We start from the raw sequence: 21729 nt of genomic DNA, 5'->3' as shown, positions 1-21729 counted from the left end.
CTCAGGCGAGGCTGGCGACCAGGATCGCCTTGATGGTGTGCATGCGGTTCTCGGCCTGGTCGAAGACGACGGACCGCTCGGACTCGAAGACCTCGTCGGAGACCTCGAGGTAGTCCAGGCCGTGCCGTTCGTGGATCTCACGGCCGACGGTGGTGCCGAGGTCGTGGAGCGCGGGCAGGCAGTGCAGGAAGGTGGCCTGCGGATTGCCGGTGGCCCGCATCACGTCGGCGGTGACGGCGTACGGGGAGAGCAGCCGGATGCGCTCGTCCCAGACCTCCTTGGGCTCGCCCATCGACACCCACACGTCGGTGTGCACGTGGTCGGCGCCGCGGACGCCCTCCTCGACGCTCTCGGTGAGGGTGATCCGTGCCCCGGTCCGCGCCGCCAACTCGCGGGCCTGCGCGACCACGTCGGCCTGCGGCCACATCGCCTCGGGCGCGGCGATCCGTACGTCCATGCCGAGCAGCGCGCCGGTGACCAGCAGCGAGTTGCCCATGTTGTAGCGGGCGTCGCCGAGGTAGGCGTAGGAGATCTCGGACAGCGGCTTGGGGTTGTGCTCGGTCATGGTGAGGACGTCGGCGAGCATCTGGGTGGGGTGCCACTCGTCGGTGAGGCCGTTCCACACCGGCACTCCGGCGTGCGCGGCCAGTTCCTCGATGGCGGTCTGGGCGTGCCCGCGGTACTGGATGCCGTCGAACATCCGGCCCAGCACCCGGGCGGTGTCCTTGATCGACTCCTTGTGGCCGATCTGCGAGCCGGACGGGTCGAGGTAGGTGGTGCCGGCGCCCTGGTCGGCGGCGGCGACCTCGAAGGCGCTGCGGGTACGGGTGGACGTCTTCTCGAAGACCAGCGCGATGTTCCGCCCGCGCAGCCGCTGCACCTCGGCGCCCGCCTTCTTGGCCGCCTTCAGCTCCGCCGCCAGCTCCACGAGGTGGCGGAACTCCTCCGGAGTGAAGTCCAGCTCCTTGAGGAAGTGCCGGCCCTTGAGGTCGACGGCCATGCGGAACTCCTAGCGTGCGGCGTCATCGAATACTGGAACCCTATACGATGATCGGCATTCTTATACAGCCCCCTGGAATGGGCCGCTGGTCACACCGCGTCGCGCTCGATCGGGCAGGTCATGCAGCGCGGCCCTCCCCTGCCCCGGCCCAGTTCGCTGCCGGGGATCTCGATCACCTCGATGCCGCGCTTGCGCAGGAACGTGTTGGTGGTCGCGTTCCGCTCGTAGGCCACCACGACGCCCGGTTCCACCGCCAGGACGTTGCAGCCGTCGTCCCACTGCTCGCGTTCGGCGGCGTGCACGTCCTGGGTGGCGGTGAGCACGGTGATCGCGTCGAGCCCGAGGGCAGCGGCGATCGCCCGGTGCATGTGCTCGGGCGCGTGGTCGGTGACCTTCAGCTCGCCCTCCTCCGCGCCCGGCTCGATGGTGTACGACCGGAGCATCCCCAGGCCCGCGTACTGGGTGAAGGTGTCGCCGTCGACCATGGTCATCACCGTGTCCAGGTGCATGAACGCCCGCCCCTTCGGCATGTCCAGCGCCACGATGGTGCGGGCCGACCCGGCCTCGAACAGCCCGCGCGCCAGCATCTCGACGGCCTGCGGGGTGGTGCGCTCGCTCATCCCGATCAGTACCGCGCCACGGCCGATCACCAGCACGTCGCCGCCCTCGATCGTCGACGGGTACGCGTTCTGGCCCTCGGACCAGACGTGGAAGCCGCCGCCGGCGAAGAGCGGGTGGTACCGGTAGATCGCCTCGAAGTGCACGGTCTCGCGCTGCCGGGCCGGCCAGCGCATCGCGTTGATGCTCACCCCGTCGTAGACCCAGGCGGAGGTGTCGCGGGTGAACAGGTGGTTGGGCAGCGGGTTGAGCAGGAAGTCGTCCAGGTCCATGGCGTGGAACCGGACCGAGACCGGCTCGGCGAACCGCTCCAGGAACTCCCGTTTCGTCATGCCCCCGACCAGCGCCTCGGTCAGGTCCGGGGCCGGCAACTCGTCGAACGCCGCTCGCAGGTGCCCGGTGGCCAGCGGGCCGTACTCCTTCTCGTCGAAGACCCGGTCCAGGACGAGCCGCTTCGCCGCCGGCACCTCCAGCGACTCGCACAGCAGGTCGCCGAAGAGGTGGACCTGCACGCCGCGGTCGCGCAGCACGTCGGCGAACCCGTCGTGCTCGGCCCTGGCCCGTCGGACCCACAGGAGGTCATCGAAGAGCAGCGCGTCCTTGTTGGTCGGGGTCAGACGCTTCAGTTCGAGATCGGGGCGGTGCAGGATGACGCGGCGCAGCCGCCCGGTCTCGGAGTCGACGTGGAAGCCGTTGTCCGCCATGGAAGCCATGGAAGAAGAGCTTCCCACGTCGGGGACGGCTCAACACGGCAGCGCGCCCGTTGTGCCGGGCGGGTGGTGTGCCGGGTCCGGGGGGTGGTCGGCGCTGGGGGTGACGGGCACGGTCGGTGCCGTACGACGGGCGGTGCCGTACCGCGGTGTGCGGCACGGCACCGTACGCGTACGGCCCGACGGGGGCGGACGGGTTCACCGCCCCGGGTTCACAGCCGCGGGTCGACCGGCTCGGACTCCAGCGCGAGCACCGCGAAGACCGCTTCGTGCACCCGCCACAGCGGCTCACCGGTGGCGAGCCGGTCCAGCGCCTCCAGGCCGAGGGCGTACTCGCGCAGGGCGAGGGACCGCTTGTGGCCGAGCGAACGACCGCGCAGCCGGGCCAGGTGCTCGGGGCGGGTGTACTCCGGACCGTAGATGATCCGGAGGTACTCCCGGCCGCGGCACTTCACCCCGGGCTGCACCAGCCGGCCGGACTCGGTGCGTACCAGTGCGGCCAGCGGCTTGACCACCATGCCCTCGCCGCCCGCCTCGGTCATCTCCAGCCACCACCGCACTCCGGCGGCCACCGACTGCTCGTCGCCGGTGTCGACGTGCAGCCTGCGGGTGGGCTGCAGCAGGCCGCTGGTGTCGGCCTCGACCAGGCGGTCGATGAGGGCGAGCTGCCGGTCGTGCGGCACGTCCGCGAGGCTGCGGTCCTGGACGGCGAGCAGCTGGAACGGTGCCAGCCGCACCCCGTCGAGCCCGTCGGTGCTCCAGCAGTAGCGGCGGTACGCCTCGGTGAACGCGGCCGCGTCGGCGGCCCGCTCACCCTGCCGGGACAGCAGCGTGGAGACGTCGGTGCCACGCTTGGCCGCCGCCTCCAGCGCGGCGAGGGCGGCGGGGAAGGCGGCACCGGACGCGGCGCCCACCGCGGCGTACTGCTTGCGCAGCAGACCGGACGCCTTCAGCGACCACGGCAGCAACTCGGCGTCGAGCAGCAGCCAGTCGGTGCCCAGCTCCTCCCACAGCCCGGCGGCGGTGACGGCCGCGCGCAGCCGGGCCAGCACCTCCTCGGTGACGGCCGGGTCGTCGAAGAAGGGCCGGCCGGTGCGGGTGTGCACGGCGCCGGTGACCCCGGGTGCGGTCACGCCGAAGCGGTCCCTGGCGGTGGCCTCGTCGCGGCAGACCAGGGCGACCGCGCGCGAGCCCATGTGCTTCTCCTCGCAGACGACCTGTGCGACGCCGTCGTCCCGGTAGGCGGCGAACGCCTCGGCCGGGTGCTCCAGGTAGCCCTCCTGGGTGGACGTGGCGCACGGCGACATGGTCGGCGGCAGATAGCCGAGCAGGCGCGGGTCGACCGCGAAGCGGCTCATCACCTCCAGGGCCGCGGCCGCGTTCTCCTCCCGGACGGCGAGCCGGCCCATCCGGGCAGTCTCGACGGTACGGCGGCCGGCGACGTCGGCGAGGTCGAGCGGACGGCCGTCCTTCGCGCCGGGCGCGGGCGTGGCCAGCGGCTTCACCGGCTCGTACCAGACCTGCTCGGCCGGCACGTCGACGATCTCCCGCTCCGGCCAGCGCAGCGCGGTCATCCGGCCGCCGAAGACGGCGCCTGTGTCGAGGCACAGGGTGTTGTTGATCCACGACGTGGTCGGCACGGGGGTGTGGCCGTAGACGACGGCGGCGCGGCCGCGGTAGTCCTCGGCCCACGGGTAGCGCACGGGCAGGCCGAACTCGTCGGTCTCGCCGGTGGTGTCGCCGTACAGGGCGTGCGAGCGGACCCGGCCGGAGGTGCGGCCGTGGTACTTCTCGGGCAGCCCGGCGTGGCAGACCACCAACTTGCCCCCGTCCAGCACGTAGTGGCTGACCAGGCCCTCGACGAAGGTCTTCACCTTCGCGCGGAACTCGGGGTCGCGCTCGTCCTCCCGCTCGAACTGCTCGATGGTCTCGGCGAGGCCGTGGGTGTGCTGCACGTTGCGGCCCTTGAGGTAGCGGCCGAGCTTGTTCTCGTGGTTGCCCGGCACGCACAGGGCGGTGCCCGCCTCGACCATGCCCATCACGCGGCGCAGCACGCCCGGGCTGTCCGGGCCCCGGTCGACCAGGTCGCCGACGAACACGGCGGTGCGGCCCTCGGGGTGGGTGCCGTCGCGGTAACCGAGCTTCGCCAGCAGCGTCTCCAGCTCCGAGCTGCATCCGTGCACGTCGCCGACGATGTCGAAGGGGCCGGTGAGGTGGGTCAGGTCGTTGTACCGGCGCTCGGTGACCACCCGCGCGGTGTCCACCTCTTCGGTGCCGCGCAGGATGTGGACCTTGCGGAAACCCTCGCGCTCCAGGCCGCGCAGCGATCGGCGCAGCTCGCGCGTGTGGCGCTGGATGACGTGGCGGGGCATCCCCGCGCGGTCCGGGCGGGTCGCGTTGCGATCGGCGCACACCCGCTCCGGGACGTCCAGCACGATCGCGATCGGCAGCACGTCGTGCTCGCGGGCCAGCGCGATCAGCTGGCGGCGTGCCTCGATCTGCACGCTGGTCGCGTCGATCACGGTGCGGCGCCCCGCCGCGAGCCGCTTGCCCGCGATGTAGTGCAGTACGTCGAACGCGTCGCGCGTCACGCTCTGGTCGTTCTCGTCGTCGCCGACCAGGCCGCGGCAGAAGTCCGACGAGATCACCTCGGTCGGCTTGAAGTGCCGCGCGGCGAACGTGGACTTGCCCGAACCGGTGGCCCCGATCAGCACGACCAGCGAAAGGTCGGTGACGGCCAGCTCGCGCGGCGGCTTCACCGCGTCCGGCGCGGCCGCGGAAGCCGGTACGTCCTGGATCTGCGGGGTCCCCGGGGTGTCCGGGGTGTCCGGGGTGTCCGGGTTCCTACGGTGCTCGGTCATGCGACGGCCTCCTTCTCGTCCTTGTTGTCCTGGTCCTGCTTACGGTCCTGCTCGCGGCCCTGCTTACGGTCTTCACCGGTCCCGGCGCCGTGTTCCGCGTCGGGGCCTCCGGCGAGAGCGAAGACGGCCATCTGCGTGGGCGCCCCCACCTCGGGGTCGTCCGGCCCGACCGGCACGAACCGCACCTGGTAGCCGTACTGCTCCGCCACCCCGTCCGCCCACGCACCGAACTGCGCCCGCGTCCACTCGAACCGGTGGTCCGCGTGCCGCACATGCCCGGCCGGCAGCGACTCCCACCGCACGTTGTACTCGACGTTCGGCGTCGTCACGACCACCGTCCGCGGCCGAGCCGCCCCGAACACGGCGTACTCCAGTGCCGGCAGCCGCGGCAGGTCCAGGTGCTCGACCACCTCGCTGAGCGCCGCCGCGTCGTAGCCCATCAGCCGCGCGTCGGTGTACGCCAGCGATCCCTGGAGCAGCGCGACCCGCCCCGCCTGCCGCTCCCCCATCCGGTCCAGCCGCAACCGGCGCGCCGCGATGTCCAGCGCCCGCACCGACACGTCCACACCCACGATCTCGGTGAACCGCACCTCCTTCAGCAGCGCCGCCACCAACTGCCCCTGCCCGCAGCCCAGGTCCAGCACCCGCGCCGCGCCCGCCCCACGCAACTCGGCGAGGATCGCCTCCCTGCGCTGCACCGCCAGCGGCGCCGGCCGCTCCGCCACCTCCTCCGGCACCTCCGGCTCCACCGCGTTGTCGATCTCCTCCACCTCGATGTCATCGGCGTCGGCCAGCCGCACCAGCTCCAGCCGCTCCATCGCCTGCCGCGTCAGCGACCAGCGCCGGGAGAGGTAGCGGCTGGTGATCAACTTCTGCTCCGGGTGCCGCGGCAGCCACCCCTCGCCGAACCTCAGCAGCTTGTCCACCTCGTCCGCCGACACCCAGTAGTGCTTGGCGTCGTCCAGCACCGGCAGCAGCACATACAGGTGCCGCAACGCGTCGGCCAGCCGCAACTCCCCTTCCAACGTCAGTGCCACATACCGCGACTCGCCCCACTCCGGGAACCTCGCGTCCAGCGGGATCGGCTCGGCCGCCACCCGCCATCCCAGCGGCCCGAACAGCTTCGCCACCAGCTCCGGCCCACCCCGCGCGGGCAGCACGGGCACCTCGACCCGCAGCGGCATCGGCGCCGCCGCCCGCTCCGGATGCGTCCGGCACTCCCCGCGCAGCGCGCTGGAGAACACCGTCCGCAACGCCACGGCCAGCAACGACGACGCGGCATACGGCCGGTCGTTCACATACTGGGCGAGCGCGGCATCGGGCGCGCCACCGCGACCTCGGCCCTTCCCGCGCCGCACCAGCGCGGGCGAATCCACCTCCAGCAGCAACGCCGCGGTGGTCGACTCGGCGGTCGCCTCGGGGTAGAACACATGCGCCTCGCCGTACGCCGTCGAGAACGCCTGTGCCTTGTCCGGATGCTTGTGAAGCAAGAACCCCAGGTCAGTGGCCGGAACTTCGGTGCTGCCGGTGGCAGTGATCGTCATGAACACGTATCCGAGTATCGACGGCCGGGCTCCCGGCCGACACCGGATTACCGACCGCCCGCGCTTGGCTGCCCCAGACCGCCCATCCCGGGACGGCCTGCCACGGGACCGCCTGGCCGCTTCCCGAACCACCGCCCGCCGAAGCCGCCCGCCGGCTCAGCCGCCGCCCCGCAACTCCGCCGCGACACCGGCGATCCCGGCCGGGCCCACCCGACAGCAGCCGCCGACCAACCGCGCGCCCGCCTGCCGCCACCCGGCCACCAGCCCCGGATCGAACACCGAACCCCCCACCCAGCGCCGCCCTTCGGCGTCCCACTGCTCACCGCTGTTGGGATAGGCCACCACCGGCTTGCCCGAGACTTCCGCGGCCAACCGCACCGCATCCGTCACCTCGCCCGGGGCGCAGCAGTTGACGCCCACCGCGACCACCTCGTCCCGGCCCGCCGCCAGCGCGAAGGCATCCTCCAACCGCTGCCCGGCCCGTGTCCGGCCGCCCTCGATCGTGTACGACAGCCACACCGGTACCCCGGTGCCCTCGGCCGCCCTCAGCATCGCCTCCCCTTCGTCGACATCCGGCACCGTCTCCAACGCGAGGACATCCGGCTCCGCCGCCGCCAGCGCCTCGATCCGCAGTCGATGGAACCTCTCCAACTCCCGCACGCTCAGCCCGTACCGCCCGCGGTACTCGCTCCCGTCCGCCAGCATCGCGCCGTACGGTCCGACCGACGCCGCCACCCGCACCCCGAGCCGGCCCGCTACCGCCCGCCGGGCCAACTCGACGCTGCGGCGCAGGAGTCGTGTCGCCTCCACGCGGCCGACACCGCGCTGCGCGAACCCTTCGTACGTCGCCTGATAGCTGGCCGTGGTGAGCACCTGGGCGCCCGCTTCCAGGTATGCGGTGTGGGCCGCGAGGATCTGCTCGGGCTCGTCCGCCAGGAGCCGCGCCGTCCACAGCGGGTCCGCCAGGTCGCAGCCCTGGTCCGCGAGCTGGTTGGACAACCCGCCGTCCAGTACCAGCGCCCCTTCGTCCGGCACGACCGGCCTTCCTCCGATCGCCTCACCTCCCTTCTCCGTTGCTTCTGCGGTGCGCTCTTCTCCGGCGGCCGGTCCGCCCGGCCCGCGGGCGGGGCCGGGCTCCGCCGCGGGCACGGGCGGCGTCACCGCGCCGTCATCCGACCTGCGACTGGACCTGCGCGGAGATCAGCTCCAGGTGGTCCAGGTCCTTCAGGTCGAGAACCTGGAGGTAGAACCGAGTGGCGCCCGTCTCGGCATACCGCCCGATCTTGTCGACGACCTCGGCAGGCGATCCGGCCAGCCCGTTGGCCTTCAGATCGTCCACCTCCCGGCCGATCGCCGCCGCCCGCCGGCTCACCTCGGCGTCGTCCTTGCCGACCGCGACGACCAGAGCGTTGGACAGGACGATGTCGTCCGCCGCCCGACCGGCCGACCGCGCCGCCTCCCGCACCCGCTCGAACTGCTTGCCGCTGTCCTCGACCGACGCGAACGGCACGTTGAACTCCGCCGCGTAGCGCGCCGCCAGCTCCGGCGTGCGCTTGACACCCATCCCGCCGATGATCACCGGAAGCGACGGCTGCGCGGGCTTGGCCAGCGCCGGCGAGTCCTTGAGCTGGTAGAACTTGCCGTCGAAGTCGAAGGTCTGCCCCGCAGGTGTCCCCCACAGTCCGGTGATGACGGCCAGCTGCTCCTCCAGCCTGCCGAACTTCTCCTTCGGGAAGGGGATTCCGTACGCGGTGTGCTCCGCCTCGAACCACCCCGCGCCGAGCCCGAACTCGACGCGGCCGCCCGACATCTGGTCGACCTGCGCCACCTGGATGGCCAGCACACCGGGCAGCCGGAAGGTGCCCGCGGTCATCAGCGTGCCGAGCTTGATCCGGCTGGTCTCCCGCGCGAGGCCGGCCAGTGTGATCCACGCGTCCGTGGGTCCGGGCAGACCGTCCCCGCCCATCGTCAGGTAGTGGTCGGAACGGAAGAAGGCGTCGAAGCCCAGGTCCTCGGTGGCCTTGGCGACGGCCAGCAGCGTGTCGTAGCTCGCCCCTTGCTGGGGCTCGGTGAAGATACGTAGATCCATTCCTCCATCCTGCATCAGGTGCGGGGCCGACCGCGTCACCCCGAATCGGCGCGCGCCAGCACTTGCGCTCGGTCCTTGGCCTCGTCCACCGCGTCCAGCGCTTCGACGCACTCCCAGTAGGTCTTCTCGTCGCAGGCGGAGGAGATGAGCTCGACCAGGGCGAGCCCGATCTCACCGAGGAGAGCCCGCAGCGCCCGCAGTGTGCCGGGCGGCTCACGGACCGTGCTCAACCGGGCGGCCCGGGGCGGCCCGACCCGCGTGGCCGAGACCACCGGCGCGGGCCCGGCCCGCGACACCGTACGCCCCGGATCGCGCGCCGCCCCAAGCTCGCCTGGTCGGCCACCCTCCGCCTCTCGCCCCCACACCTCCGCCAGCAGCCGTCCGATCGCCTCCGTCAGCTCATACGCCTGCCATGCCTCGGCGATGACGTCGTCCGGCTGCGGATCGCGGCCCATCGCCCGTTCCGCCTCCGCTACAAGCCGTGCCGCATCCATCTTCTCCACCCTCCGCGTCAGCGCGGCGACTCGGTGCCGCCGTTCTCATGTCACCCAGAGTGACACGGCGCGAGCGGTCAGAAAGGGGCGGATTCGAAGCTGTGGATAACTCTCCGATTGTGGATAACTCGATCACTCTTTCGAGGGATGGTCGTGCCCGGAAACCCCGTCCTCGGCCGGTCCAGGCACGGGAAACCGCACTTCGTTGCGGTCGATCTTCGCGGCGAGCGCGGCCAGCACGTCGATGTCGAGGACCGCGCAGAACTGCAGCAGATACGCCAGTACGTCCGCCACCTCGTCCCGTACCCGGTCCGCGGCATCGTCCCCGTCCATCACCGCCACCGACTGCTCCGGGGTCAACCACTGGAAGATCTCCAGCAGTTCCGAGGCTTCGACGCTCAGCGCGGCGGCGAGGTTCTTCGGGGTGTGGAACGGCTCCCAGCGGCGCACGGCCGCGAAGTCCACGAGGCGTTGCTGCAGTTCGGCGAGATCGTGTGTGTCCGTCACTCGGACTGGTCTACCTCATCTTCGCCCTCGGCCGCGGCGGGGAGCGGTTCACCGTGCGCGCAGGTACAAGGGGGGTGCGGGGAGCCGGCGACACCGGGTTCGCCGCGGGCGGGCGGCACGGAGCCCGCTTGTGGCGTGGGCGCGGGGACTGGTGTGGGGCCGGTGCGGGGCGCGGGCGAGCGCGTGGGGCCGGTACGGGGCGCCGGTACGGCGGCCGTCGAGGACGGGCCTGCCGACGAGGGCGGGCCCGTCTGTACGGGTGGACCTGTCGGTAGAGGTGGACCTGCTTGTACAGGCGGCCCGGCCGGTGCGGGATCGGGCGGCGCCGGCTGCGCGAACGCGGCATCGAACCACGCCGGTTCCGCGTGCCCGGGCACGTCGTCGACGGATTCGGTGTAGACGTAGTCGGCGCGATCGAAGCCGCGGTGGTCGGGGGCCTCATATTCGGAGTCGTCGAATTCGGAGTCGTCGTACGCCAGGCCGCCGTACCCGAAGTCGTCGTATCCCGCCTGGTCGAACGGCGCTTCACCGTAAGGAGAGGCTCCGGACGCCGGCCGCGCGAAGGGGGCATCCGGGGAAACCGCACCGCTCGGGGCGGGTTGGACCGGTCCTCGCTCGTCGTCGACGGCCTCAGCCCAGGGGTCCCGCGCCACAGCATTCCCCGTCGTCGGCTCAGCCCTCGCCGATGCGCCGTCGGAGGCACCGTCTCCCTCCCCCGCGAACCCGCCCGCGTCCTGCCGTTCGACTCCTCCCGGTCCGGACGCGCACGGCCTCTCCGCCCCGCCCACCGCCGACTCATCACCCGGGTCCGGGTCCTCGGCATCGCCCGCTCCCCGCCCGGCGCCGGCACCGCCGACGTCATCCACCGCACCGGCCACACCGTCTTCATCAACCGAGCCGGTCGCACCGGCCGCGGACACCCCATCGCCTGAGAGCTCCGCATCCACCGAACCCGTCGCACCAGCAGAGCTCACCACGTCCCCGGCACCGGCGGCTCCCGTCAGGTCCGCCACGTCCGCCGCCTCGGCCACGTCCGCCATGCCCCCAGCTTCCGCCGCATCCGCCACGTCTCCCCCAGCCTCGGAGCCTGACGCACCCGCAGAGTCCCCCACGCCCTCGGGCCTCGCCCCGCCCCCAGCGCCCGCGCTCTCCCCGCCGCGCTGCTCCTCGCCCTCCCCCGCCCTCTCCTTCTTCTTCATCAACTTCGTCACCTTCGACCCCGCTCCGAGCACCGTGAGCGCGACCCCGCCCGCCGTGTCGATCCCCTCCGCGTACGCCGGGTCCTGCACGGTGCACAGCAACCTGATGTGGCCCCGCGCGGCGGCGATCCCCGCCAGCCGGAGCAGTTCCCGGGCCTGCCGCCGGTCGACACCGACGTCGAGCCCGTCGGCCACCACGGTCAGCACCTGCCCGGCCGGCAGATGCTCGGTACTGGTGTCGACGTCCAGCACACCGGGTCCGGTCAGCAGCACCAACGCCATCGCCAGAAAACGCAGTTCCCCGTCGCCGAGCCGGTCGACCGGGACCATACCGAGCGCGCCGCGGTCGACCGCGGCGATCACCGCCTCGACCAGCGGCTCCCGGCCGTCGCCCGCCATCAGCGCGGGCAGCGCGGTCAGGCCGCGCACCGGCCCGCTGCACACGTCGCGTACCGCGCCGACCAGCATCCCGTGCCGGATGCTGCACTCGTGCTCGGTCCTGGCCAGCACCGCGGACAGGTTGTCGCACGAACCGCGCAGCCGCCCGTCGCCGACCCGGACGGGGCCGCGCATCAACTCCGGCCGCGGCGCGATCGGGAAGACCCCGCGCAGCGCGACCACGAGCTGCTCGGCCGCGGACAGCACCAGCCGCTGCCCCTCCGTACGCCCGGAGACCCGCAACGGCAGCAACGACGTGGCCAGCCGGTCGTCGGGAAGGGGCGCGCGGGTGACCGCGACGGCGCCGGCGGTGTGCCAGGCGGCCTGCACGGACGGCCGGGTCGGGTCACGCAGGGCGGTGGTCAGAAGGGTCTCGCCCGAGCCGGTGAGCCGTTCGCCGACGATCCGCAGGGTGGGTTCGACCTGGACGGCCAGGTCGAGGCGGACCGGGCCGAGCGGCCCACTGGTGGTGCAGCCGATCCGGAAGCCGCGCCGCCCCTGCGCATCGGCCCTCGCGCCCTGCGGCACGCATGCCGCCGCTCCCCCGCGCACGAACGACCGGCCGGTGCCGGACACCGCGAACACCTCCTGCAGATCTGCTCCGGACGCGAGCCGGCCGAGCACGGCCAGACCTTCGAGGACGCTCGACTTGCCCGTGCCGCTGGCCCCGGCGAGGAGTGTGAGCGGTTCGAGCGGGAAAGTGGCGCCGCGATGTGACTTGAAGGCCGACAGCCGGAGTTCGGTGACGATCGGGCGCTGCGGGCTGCTGCTCATGGCCGCGAAGTTAACGACCGTCGATCGTGCCGAACCGTTCCAGCGTACGTTTCGTCCCTCGAAAGAGGGACATCCGGCATAACCCGCATGGATTCAGGAGAAACAGACCTACAGCGGATCGAATCGCGGCGGTGCCCGAATCACCACCGGCCCGAGCCGCACCCCCACACACACGCATCACCCCTCTTTACGCGCCCGCGCGCGCCCGCCCGCCGCGGCCCACCACCACTACCTTTACGGAGGTGACGAAACCCAGTACCAGTACGCCACGTTCACCGAAGAGCGCGGGTCCCGCGGCCACCGCAGACATCGCGGAACCGCCCGCCACCAGCTATGTCGCACTTCTGCGCGGCATCAATGTCGGGGGCCACTCACGAGTCCCCATGGAGACACTGCGCGGCCTGCTCACCGACATGGGCGGCACCGCGGTGCGCACCTACCTGCAAAGCGGCAACGCCGTCTTCACCCACGGAAAGGAGGAGGAACCGCAGCGCCTGGCAGCGGAGTTGGAGCAACGCATCGCCGACGAGCTGGGGCTGACCATCGCGTGCCTGGTCCGGACGGGGACGGACCTGCGACGCGTGGTCGACGCCAACCCGTTCGCGATGGAGGGTGTGAACGGCTCGCGGTTCGTGGTCGTCTTCTTGTCCGGGCCCCCGCCCCGGGACAAGTTGGCGGCCCTGGACCCGGCCGTCTACGCCCCCGACGAGTTCCGGGCCGGTGAGCGGGAGATCTACGCCCACTTCCCGGACTCGATCCGCAACTCCAAGCTGGCCGCCCGCTTCTCCGACCGCTGGCTGGGTCTGACCGCGACCTCGCGCAACTGGAACACGGTCGTCAAACTCCTGGAGCTGAGCGGTGCGTGAGCGGGCACCCCGGGTGGACCGGAGCGCCCGCGGCACCTCTCGGCGCGGACCGGCAGAGCCGACCGCTCGCCGGGCTGTCGTCCGGGCTGTCGACCGCGCTATCCGCCGGCCTGCCCCATCCCCTCGGCGAACCACCGGGTGAGGCTGGTCGGGTGGGTGATGGCCGTGCCCACGACGACCGCGAAAGCACCCGCGTCCAGGGCGGCTTGGGCCTGCGCGGGAGTGTGGATACGCCCCTCGGCCAGCACCGGGACGGACAGCGCCGCACTGAGCCGGGCGACGAGGTCGAGGTCGGGACCCTGCGGATGGGGAGCTCCGCCGACGTGACCGGACAGGGTGGTGCCGACCACATCGGCACCGAGGGCGGCCGCCTCGATGCCCTCCTCGTAGCTGGAGACATCGGCCATGAGGAGCCGGCCGACCTGGTGTACGGCGGTGACGGTCTGCTCCAACGTCTCGCCGCCGGGCCGCGGACGGAAAGTCGCGTCCACGGCCACGATGTCCGCGCCGGTCGCCGCGACTTCGCGGGCATGCCGCGCAGTCGGGGTGATGTAGACCCCTGAAGTGCCGTTCTTCCAGAGGCCGATCAGCGGGACGTCGGTCACCGCGCGGATGGCACGCAGGTCGTCGAGACCCTGGGCGCGGATGCCGGCCGCACCGCCTTCCAGTACGGCGAGCGACATCTGACGCATGATCAGCGGGTCCCGCAGCGGCTCCCCCGGGTACGCCTGGCAGGAGACGATCAGCCGTCCGCGCAGCCGTTCCAGGATTCCGGCACGGGCCTGACCCGTCCGGTAGGTGCTGCCGGTGCCGGCTCCGGCGGTCGCCGCGGCCCCACCGGTGGCTGCGAGCCCCCCGGGTCCCTCGGCGCTCCCGGCGCTCCCGGGCGCAGGGGCGGGACGGTCGTGCCCGCTCATGCCAGCACCTCCCGCCCGAGGAACGCGGCACCGTACAGCGCCGCGTCGTCGCCGAGCGCACCCGCGCGCACCGGGGTGCCGGCCACCGCGGGTAGCAGGTGGGCGGCCACGGTCTCCCGGAGCGTGTCCCACCAGACGGGGCCGGAGCGGCTGACGCCGCCGCCGAGGATGACGAGGTCGGGGGCGAGGACGTTGACGAGACCGCCGATGGCCTCGCCGAGCGCGGTGGCGCCGGTGCGCAGGACGGTCCGGGCGGTCGGATCTCCTTCCTCCGCGAGGGAGTTGATCCGCGGAAGGGTCGCGTCCGATGCGGCGGCGAGTTGCCGGTAGGCGGCCGTCATCGCGGGTCCGGAGGCGGCGGCCTCGGCGTGGCCGTGGCCGCCGCAGGGGCAGGGCAGCCCGGCCGCGGCCGGGACCGGCAGGTGGCCGGCCTCACCGGCCGCGCCGCCGGCGCCGTGGTGGACGCGGCCGTCGACGAGGAGGCAACCGCCCACCCCGGTGCCGACGGTGAGCAGCAGGACGCAGCCGTGGCCGGCGGCGAGGCCGAGCCAGTGTTCGCCGAGCGCGTGGGCGTTGACGTCGTTGTCCACCGCGACGGGGACCTGGAGCCGGGTGGCGAGCAGCCCGCGCAGGTCGGTGCCGCCCCAGCCGGGCAGTGCGGAGGTGGCCGACCGGACCCGGCCGGTGTGCGGGTCGATGACGCCCGCGCTGCCGACGCCGACCGCCGCCACCGGCCGGCCCAGCTGGGCCACCGCCCGGGCCGCCGCGTCGAGGACGGCGGCGGGGCCCTGGGCGGCGGGGGTGGCGAGGGAGGTGCGTTCCAGCAGCGTGCCCTCGGGGGTGATCAGGGCGGCGGCCGTCTTGGTGCCGCCGATGTCCACCCCGGCGAGCAGCGTCATCGCAGCCCCGCCTGTTCGAGGATGGCGGTGATGCGGTCGGTCTCCTCGGCGGTCAGCGGGCGCATCGGCGGGCTGACGGTGTTCGCGGAGATCACCCCGAGGACGGCGAGCGCGGTCTTGAACGCGCCGAGCCCGGCGGCCGTTCCGGAGGCGGAGGCCGGGTCGGCCACGGCGACGATCTCGAAGAGCCGGGCCAGCCGGTCCTGTTCGGCCCGGGCGGTGGCCCAGTCGCCGCGCGCGGCGGCGTCGTGCAGCCGCCGGTAGCCGTGCGGGTCGACGTTGCCCAGGCCCGGGACCGAGCCGTCGGCGCCGCCCAGCAGCATCGCGTCGACGACGACCTCGTGCCCGGTGAGCAGCGCGAAGCCGGACTGGTCGCGCAGGTCGAGGGCGAGCTGACGGAAGGACACGTCGTCGCCGCTGGAGTCCTTCACACCCGAGAGGACGCCGTCGGCCGCGAGGGTGCGGACCAGTTCGCGGGAGAGCTTGCTGTGCACGCACACCGGTATGTCGTAGGCGAGCACAGGCAGTTCGCTGGCCGCGGCGATCTGCCGGAAGTGCCGGTCGATCTCGGTGGGGTGGGTGCGGGTGTAGAAGGGGGCGGTCGCGACGATCGCCGAGACACCCTTCGCGGTCGCGCTCCTGGCGCGCTCGATCACCTTGTTGGTGGTGGTCTCGATGGCGCCGGCCAGCACCGGGACCTGCCCGGCCGCGGTCTTGACCACCACGTCGAGGACGATGTCCTGCTGGTCGTCGGTCAGGTAGGCGACCTCGCCCGAGCTGCCCAGCGCGAACAGCGCGTCGACACCACCGTCGATGAGGTGCCGGACCACGCGTTCCAACGACACGGTGTCCACCGTGCCGTCAGCGGCGAGCGGGGTGACGACGGGCGGGATGACCCCCGAGAAGGGGGTGGTGCGGGGCTTCACGAACTGCTCCTTGTAGCGGGCCGCGTGGCGGTGGCCGCCGGTGCGGGGATCTGGGGGTGTACGCAGTGCCAGCGGTGCGAGCCGTCCGCGGTCGGCGCCGGGAAGACGTCGGCGCAGGCGTCGTCCGCCTTCCAGCAGCGGGTACGGAACGGGCAACCGCTCGGCGGGCGGGTGGCGGAGGGGACGGGACCGTTCAGCACGATCCGCTCGGTGGTCTCCAGCAGGCTGGGCGTGGCGGAGAAGAGCGACTCGGTGTACGGGTGGGCCGGTTTCTTGGAGACCTGCTCCGCCGGGCCCTCCTCGACGATGCGGCCGAGGTAGAGCACGGCCAGCCGGTCGGACAGGTGCCGGACGGTCTGGATGTCGTGCGAGATGAAGACCATGCCGAGGCCGAGTTCGGCGCGCAGGTCCATCAGCAGGTTGAGCACCTGGGCACGTACGGACACGTCCAAGGCGCTGGTCGGTTCGTCGGCGACGATCAGCTCGGGGCCCAGGGCCAGTGCCCTGGCGATGGCCACGCGCTGGCGCTGCCCGCCGGAGAGCCGACCGGGCAACGCGTGCAGGGTGTGGCTGGGCAGCCCGACCAGGTCGAGGAGTTCGACGACCCGGCGCTCCCTGTCGCGTACCGTGCCGCGCCGGTGCACGTCCAGCGGGTCGCGCAGGATGCGGCCCACCGGCATGCGCGGGTTCAGCGCGGTCGAGGCGTCCTGGAAGACCACCCCGACCGACGATCCGAACTCGGTGCGCCGCCGGGCGGCGGGCATGTCCCACAGGTCCTCGCCGCGGAAGAGCACCCGGCCCTCGGTGGGCCGCTGCAGTCCGATCAGGACGCGGGCCAGCGTGGACTTCCCGCAGCCGGACTCGCCGACCAGGCCGACGATCTCACCGCGCTCCACGGTCAGTTCGGCTGCGGTGAGCGCGTGCACGGCGTCGTGCTTGAACAGGCCGCCGCCCCGGGCCCGGTGCCGGACGTGGACGTCTTCGAGCCGGATCATCGTCCGCTCCTTTGCAGCAGTACGGGTTCCGCCGGGTGGTGGCAGGCGAAGCCGTGCCGTCCCGCCTCGCCGCCGGGTTCCTCGTCCGCGCCAGGCCGTCCGCCGAGCCCGGGCGCCTGGGTGCGGCACAGTTCCGTCGCCGCCTCGCAGCGGGACGCGAACCGGCAGCCGGCGCCGAAGTACTGCGGCGCCGGGACCACACCGTGCACCTGGTGCAGCCGGGCCGCGCCCGACTCCAGCGAGGTGACCGAGCCGAGCAGCCCGCGGGTGTAGTGGTGGGCGGGGTCGGTGAGCAGCGCGCGGGTGTCGCCGGTCTCGGCGACCTGCCCCGCGTACATCACCGCGACCCGGTGGGCGAGCCCGCTGACCAGGGCCAGGTCGTGGGAGACCAGGATCATCGCGAAGCCGAGCTCGTCCCTGAGCCGGACCAGCAGTTCGACGATCTGGGCCTGCACGGTCACGTCGAGCGCGGTGGTCGGCTCGTCGGCGATGAGCAGCCGGGGGCTGCGGGACAGCGCCATCGCGATCAGCACCCGCTGGCGCTGTCCGCCGGACAGCTCGTGCGGGTAGCTGCGCAGGGTGCGCTCGGGGGACAGCCCGACCAGTTCGAGGAGTTCGGCCGGAGTACGGGTGCCGCCGCGCGAGGTGAGCTGGCGCAACTGGCGGCCGACCAGCACCGACGGGTTGAGCGAGGACATGGCGTCCTGGTACACCATCGCGATCTCGCTGCCGGCGAGCGCGCGGCGCTGCCGGGGGGCGAGGCCGAGCAGGTCCTGGCCGCGGTACTCGATGGTTCCGCTCGCCTCGGCGTTGCGGGCCAGCAGGCCCATCACGGCGAGGCTGGTGATGCTCTTGCCGCAGCCGGACTCCCCCACCAGGCCGAGGGTCTCGCCCTCGCGGACGGTCAGCGAGATGCCGTCGACGACGGGGACGTCGCCGTAGCGGTCGGGGAAGCGGATCGACAGGTCTCGGACGGTCAGCAGGTCGGGGGCGTCGGCCGGGACCGGCCGGATCACCGGCGGATGGGCGGTCATGCGTTCGGCGAGCAGGACGAGGCTGCGCTCGACGTCGGCACGGTCGTCGTACGCCCCGCCCTTCGCCGCGGGTGCGGTGCCCGACTCGGACACCCCGCCCTTCGCCGGCCCGCCCGCCGCACCCGCCGCACCCGCCGCACCCGCCACGGACCCCACCGGCTCCGCCGACACCTCCACCGATGCCTGCGACGCGTCGCCCCCCGCAGCCACCGCCGTCGCCACCGGCTCCACCCGTGCGGCGCCCGGCGACGCGGACGCGTCGGTCAGCCCCTCGGACAGGATGTTCAGCGCCAGCACGGTGATCAGCAGCACCAGCCCGGGGAAGAACGTGGCCCACCAGCCGCCGGAGAGCAGGATCTGCCGGCCGTAGGAGAGCACGTTGCCCCAACTCGGCTCGGGGTCCTGCACACCGGCGCCGATGAAGGAGAGGCTCGCCTCGAAGATGATCGCCTCGGCGACCAGGACCGTGGCGAACACCATGACGGGCGCGGCGCAGTTGACGGCCACGTGCCGCAGCACGATGTACGCGCGCCGGGCGCCGATGACCTTCTCCGCGGCGACGTAGTCCTCGCCGTACTGCGCGAGCACGTTGGCGCGCACCACCCGGGCGAGCGAGGGCACGTAGACGAACGCGATGGTGAAGATCAGGACCGGCACGCTGGAGCCGAAGACGGTGACCAGCACCGCGGCCAGCGCGATCGGCGGGAAGGACATGACGACGTCCAGCACCCGCATGACCGTCTCGTCGCCCCACTTGGGCGAGGTGGCGGCCAGCGAGCCGAGGATCGCGCCGACCACGACGGCCACCGCCGTCGAGCCCAGGCCGATGACCAGGGAGTAGCGGGAGCCGTAGACGACCCGGGCGAAGATGTCGCGGCCGACCCGGTCGGTGCCGAACCAGTGGTGGACGCTCGGCGCCTGGACCGGGATGCCGGTGGTCAGCGGGTTGTCCGCGATGAAGGACGCGAACACCGCGGCGAGCGCCACGACGAGCAGGACGACCAGCGAGATCCGCGAGGCCAGGGGCAGCGCGCGGAAGCGGATGCCCGGGCGGGAGAGTTTGGCCACGATGCGTTGGGGGCCAGTGAACAGGAACATCTCACACCGTCCTGATGCGCGGGTTGACCAGCAGGTAGAGCAGGTCGACGACGACGTTGACGACCAGGAAGGCGAGCGCGATCGTCAGGACGGTGCCCTGCACCAGGGCGACGTCGCCACCGGTGACGCCCTCCAGGATGAGCTTGCCCATGCCCGGAAGGTCGAAGATCGTCTCGATCACGACCGCGCCGCTGAGCAGGTAGCCGACCTTGACGCCCAGCACGGTGAGCGGCGTGACCAGTGCGTTGCGCAGCACGGAGCGGATGACCAGCGTCGGTGGCAGGCCGTTGCCGGTGGCCGTGCGCACGTAGTCGCGGTCGAGTTCGGTGACCATCGAGGTGCGGATGAGCCGGGCCAGCGAGGCCGCGACCGGGACCGCGAGCGAGATCGACGGCAGCGTCATGCAGCGCAGCCAGCCGGTGAAGGAGTCGCCCGGGTTGACGTATCCGCCGGTCGGGAACCACGAACTGTCCAGGGCGAACCGCTGGATCAGCAGCACGCCCAGCCAGAAGGAGGGCACCGCGACACCGGCCATCGACACCACGCGGAAGACGTGGTCGGGCCAGCGGTCCCGGTACACCGCGCCGATCACGCCGAGCAGGACCGCGAGCACGATCGCGATCAGCAGCCCCAGCAGCGTCAGTTGCAAGGTGAGCGGGAACGCGACGGCGATGCGGTGCGCGACCGGCTGGCTCGGCGGCACCGTCACGCCGAGGTTGCCGTGCAGCAGTTGCACGATGAAGTGGTAGTAACGGACGGGCAGCGGGTCGTTGAGCCCGTTCGCCTGGGCGAACGCCGCGCGGGCCGCGGCGGTCGAGTTCTCCCCCAGCGCGTTGTAGGCGGGGTCCGCGGGAGAGAACTGGAGCACGACGAAGACCAGCAGGGTGATGCCGAGGATCATCGCCGGCATGATCGCCACGCGGCGCAGCGCGAGCCGGAGGAAAGCGAACATCGGGTGTTCCTAGCGGTAGGTCCTGGACGACTGGTGGTGCGGGCCGGCGACTGGCGGGACAGGCGCCGGCCCGGCGGTTCAGGCCGGGGACACACCGAGGAACGACAGGCCCGTGGTCGGCACGGGGCTGAACCCGGTCAGGGCGTGCCCGTTCCACGCGGTGGGCAGCTTGCGGTGCAGGATCGGGTAGAGCGGCACCTGGTCGGCGACGATGTCGGTGACCTGGGACCACAGGGCGGCGCGCGCCTTCGCGTCGTCGCTGCGGGCGGCCTGGTCCAGCAGCGAGACGACCTGCTTGCCCTTGGCGGTGCCCGACCAGTGGTAGCGGGTCTCGGGCCAGGTGCCGACGTAGAACCAGCGCATGAGCAGGTCGACGTCGTTGCCGAACACCGACGGGTCGCCGGGCGCGACCAGCAGGTCGTAGTCGCCCGTGTCGATCTTCGCGTACTGGGCCGAGGACTGACCGATGCTCAGGGTGGTCTTGATGCCGGCCGAGTCCCAACTCTCCTTCACCAGCGGCGCGATGTCCTGCACCCAGGAGGTGTCGGTGGTCAGCACGGTGACCTTCAGGCCGCTGACGCCGGCGGCCTTCAGCAGCGCCTTGGCCTTGGCCGGGTCGTGGCCGTAGACGGTACTGGCCTTGACGTAGTCGGGGTGGCTGGGCTGGAGGTAGCCGCTGGCCGGGGTGGCCTGGCCGGACATCGCGGTGGCGATGATCTTCTCGGTGTCCAGCGCGTAGTGCAGGGCCTGGCGCACCCGCGGGTCGTCGAACGGCTTCTTCCGGCAGTTGAACATCAGGAAGAGGTTGCCGAAGGACGAGGCCGACTCGACGGTCGACTTGCGCTTCAGGCCGGCCATGTCGATGTACGGCACGTCCTCGATGGCCTCGACCCGGCCGGACTCCATCGCGCTGACCCGCGCGGAGGCGTCGGAGAGCAGGTTCCATGTCATCGTCGCGGCCTTGGCCGGGTAACGTCCGTTGTACTTGGCGTACTTCTTGAAGACGATCTTGTCCTCACGGGTCGCCGACACCAGCGAGTACGGGCCCGAGCCGACCGGCTTGGCGTCGAACGCCTTCTCGTCGGCCTGCACGATCTTCTTCGGCACGACCTTGACGACCGATATCCGGGAGGGGAAGAGCGCGAACGGGTACTTCAGCTTGAACTCGACCGTGTGCGCGTCCACCGCGCGGGCGGAGTCGAGGAACGGCAGGAACTGCGCCATCAGGGACGCGTTCTTCGGGTCCAGGATGCGCTGGACGCTGAAGACGACGTCGTCCGAGGTGACGGCGGAGCCGTCGTGGAAGGTCGCGCCCTCGCGCAGGGTGGCGCGGTACGTCGTCGCGTCGACCTTGGCCGGCATCGCGGTGGCCAGCGCCGGGCGGGCCGACAGGGTGACCGGGTTGAGGTCCACCAGCCCCTCGAAGACGTGCCAGTTGGCCGCGACCGGGGTGGCGCCGGAGGAGGTCATCGGGTCGAACCCGGTGGACAGGGCGTACGAGATACCCGCAGTGATCGTGTTGCCGGCCGTTCCGCCGCCGGAACCGGAACCGCTGTCCGTGGTCGAGGAGGGTCCGCCGCACGCGGCGAGGGTGCCGGTGAAGGCGGCGGCCGCGCCGACCGCACCGGAATACCGCAGGAAAGCACGGCGATCGACTCTGGCGGGTGTCCGTCGAGAAGACACAGGAACCTCCGGAACAGGAAGGAATGGACGGTGACGAGGCTGGACGCCGGGGTGTCTGCCGAACGGATCTTCGGTGAGGGTAGGCCGAACGTCGAGAACACTCTGCGCAACATACGACATCAGAT

The 21729-nt window shown here is 72.2% G+C and carries 16 protein-coding genes and 1 pseudogene; 1 reads left to right on the top strand and 16 read right to left on the bottom strand.

Features of this window, described 5'->3' with window-relative positions; all coding sequences use genetic code 11:
- Position 1: 1 nt before the first annotated feature.
- From argF to OG370_RS32000, 9 genes and pseudogenes are all read right to left on the bottom strand, one after another.
- Positions 2-1000: an ornithine carbamoyltransferase gene (gene argF, locus OG370_RS32040; RefSeq protein WP_328470409.1), complete on the bottom strand. Its 999-nt coding sequence runs from the start codon at positions 998-1000 to the stop codon at positions 2-4.
- An 89-nt stretch (positions 1001-1089) separates the two neighbouring features.
- Positions 1090-2322 (bottom strand): arginine deiminase, encoded by a 1233-nt coding sequence (locus OG370_RS32035; protein ID WP_328474620.1) that lies wholly within the window; start codon positions 2320-2322, stop codon positions 1090-1092.
- A gap of 218 nt (positions 2323-2540) precedes the next feature.
- On the bottom strand, positions 2541-5189 hold the full coding sequence (locus OG370_RS32030; protein ID WP_328470407.1) for a polynucleotide kinase-phosphatase: 2649 nt from the start codon (positions 5187-5189) through the stop codon (positions 2541-2543).
- Complete coding sequence (locus tag OG370_RS32025) at positions 5186-6739, bottom strand: 3' terminal RNA ribose 2'-O-methyltransferase Hen1 (protein WP_328470405.1); 1554 nt, start codon at positions 6737-6739, stop codon at positions 5186-5188. The genes OG370_RS32030 and OG370_RS32025 overlap by 4 nt, the downstream gene beginning before the upstream one ends.
- Before the next feature lie 150 nt (positions 6740-6889).
- Entirely contained in the window at positions 6890-7768 is an 879-nt protein-coding gene (gene mmuM / locus OG370_RS32020) for a homocysteine S-methyltransferase (RefSeq protein WP_328470403.1), read from the bottom strand.
- Between the two features lie 133 nt (positions 7769-7901).
- The gene (locus OG370_RS32015; protein ID WP_328470401.1) at positions 7902-8822 is read right to left on the bottom strand and encodes an LLM class F420-dependent oxidoreductase; all 921 of its coding nucleotides are present in this window, start codon (positions 8820-8822) and stop codon (positions 7902-7904) included.
- 35 nt (positions 8823-8857) lie between these two features.
- Positions 8858-9316: a DUF6099 family protein gene (locus OG370_RS32010; RefSeq protein WP_328470399.1), complete on the bottom strand. Its 459-nt coding sequence runs from the start codon at positions 9314-9316 to the stop codon at positions 8858-8860.
- 132 nt (positions 9317-9448) lie between these two features.
- A complete protein-coding gene (locus OG370_RS32005) occupies positions 9449-9823 on the bottom strand; it encodes a nucleotide pyrophosphohydrolase (RefSeq protein ID WP_328470397.1) in 375 nt (124 codons plus the stop codon).
- 1223 nt (positions 9824-11046) lie between these two features.
- Positions 11047-12234, bottom strand: a pseudogene (locus OG370_RS32000) (AAA family ATPase); the annotation flags it as partial.
- Between the two features lie 308 nt (positions 12235-12542).
- Between OG370_RS32000 and OG370_RS31995 the strand changes: the two are divergent.
- Positions 12543-13100: a DUF1697 domain-containing protein gene (locus OG370_RS31995; protein ID WP_328474618.1), complete on the top strand. Its 558-nt coding sequence runs from the start codon at positions 12543-12545 to the stop codon at positions 13098-13100.
- A gap of 98 nt (positions 13101-13198) precedes the next feature.
- On the opposite strand, the gene OG370_RS31990 is transcribed toward OG370_RS31995, so the two are convergent.
- From OG370_RS31990 to OG370_RS31960, 7 genes are all read right to left on the bottom strand, one after another.
- Complete coding sequence (locus tag OG370_RS31990; protein WP_328470395.1) at positions 13199-14017, bottom strand: N-acetylmannosamine-6-phosphate 2-epimerase; 819 nt, start codon at positions 14015-14017, stop codon at positions 13199-13201.
- Positions 14014-14916, bottom strand: a complete 903-nt coding sequence (locus OG370_RS31985) for an ROK family protein (protein WP_328470393.1) — start codon at positions 14914-14916, stop codon at positions 14014-14016. Before OG370_RS31985 ends, OG370_RS31990 begins: the two co-directional genes overlap by 4 nt.
- Positions 14913-15842 carry a dihydrodipicolinate synthase family protein gene (locus OG370_RS31980; RefSeq protein WP_328470391.1) on the bottom strand — a complete coding sequence of 310 codons (930 nt, stop codon included), beginning with the start codon at positions 15840-15842 and terminating at the stop codon, positions 14913-14915. Before OG370_RS31980 ends, OG370_RS31985 begins: the two co-directional genes overlap by 4 nt.
- Positions 15839-16837 (bottom strand): ABC transporter ATP-binding protein, encoded by a 999-nt coding sequence (locus OG370_RS31975; RefSeq protein WP_328470389.1) that lies wholly within the window; start codon positions 16835-16837, stop codon positions 15839-15841. The genes OG370_RS31980 and OG370_RS31975 overlap by 4 nt, the downstream gene beginning before the upstream one ends.
- Positions 16834-18969, bottom strand: a complete 2136-nt coding sequence (locus OG370_RS31970; protein ID WP_328470387.1) for a dipeptide/oligopeptide/nickel ABC transporter permease/ATP-binding protein — start codon at positions 18967-18969, stop codon at positions 16834-16836. Before OG370_RS31970 ends, OG370_RS31975 begins: the two co-directional genes overlap by 4 nt.
- A gap of 1 nt (position 18970) precedes the next feature.
- The gene (locus OG370_RS31965; protein WP_328470385.1) at positions 18971-19921 is read right to left on the bottom strand and encodes an ABC transporter permease; all 951 of its coding nucleotides are present in this window, start codon (positions 19919-19921) and stop codon (positions 18971-18973) included.
- Positions 19922-19999: 78 nt separating this feature from the next.
- Complete coding sequence (locus OG370_RS31960) at positions 20000-21604, bottom strand: ABC transporter substrate-binding protein (RefSeq protein WP_328470383.1); 1605 nt, start codon at positions 21602-21604, stop codon at positions 20000-20002.
- Between the last annotated feature and the right edge of the window lie 125 nt (positions 21605-21729).

Source organism: Streptomyces sp. NBC_00448, assembly GCF_036014115.1.
Lineage (GTDB): Bacteria > Actinomycetota > Actinomycetes > Streptomycetales > Streptomycetaceae > Actinacidiphila.
This window is presented reverse-complemented; position numbering and strand designations above follow the sequence as displayed.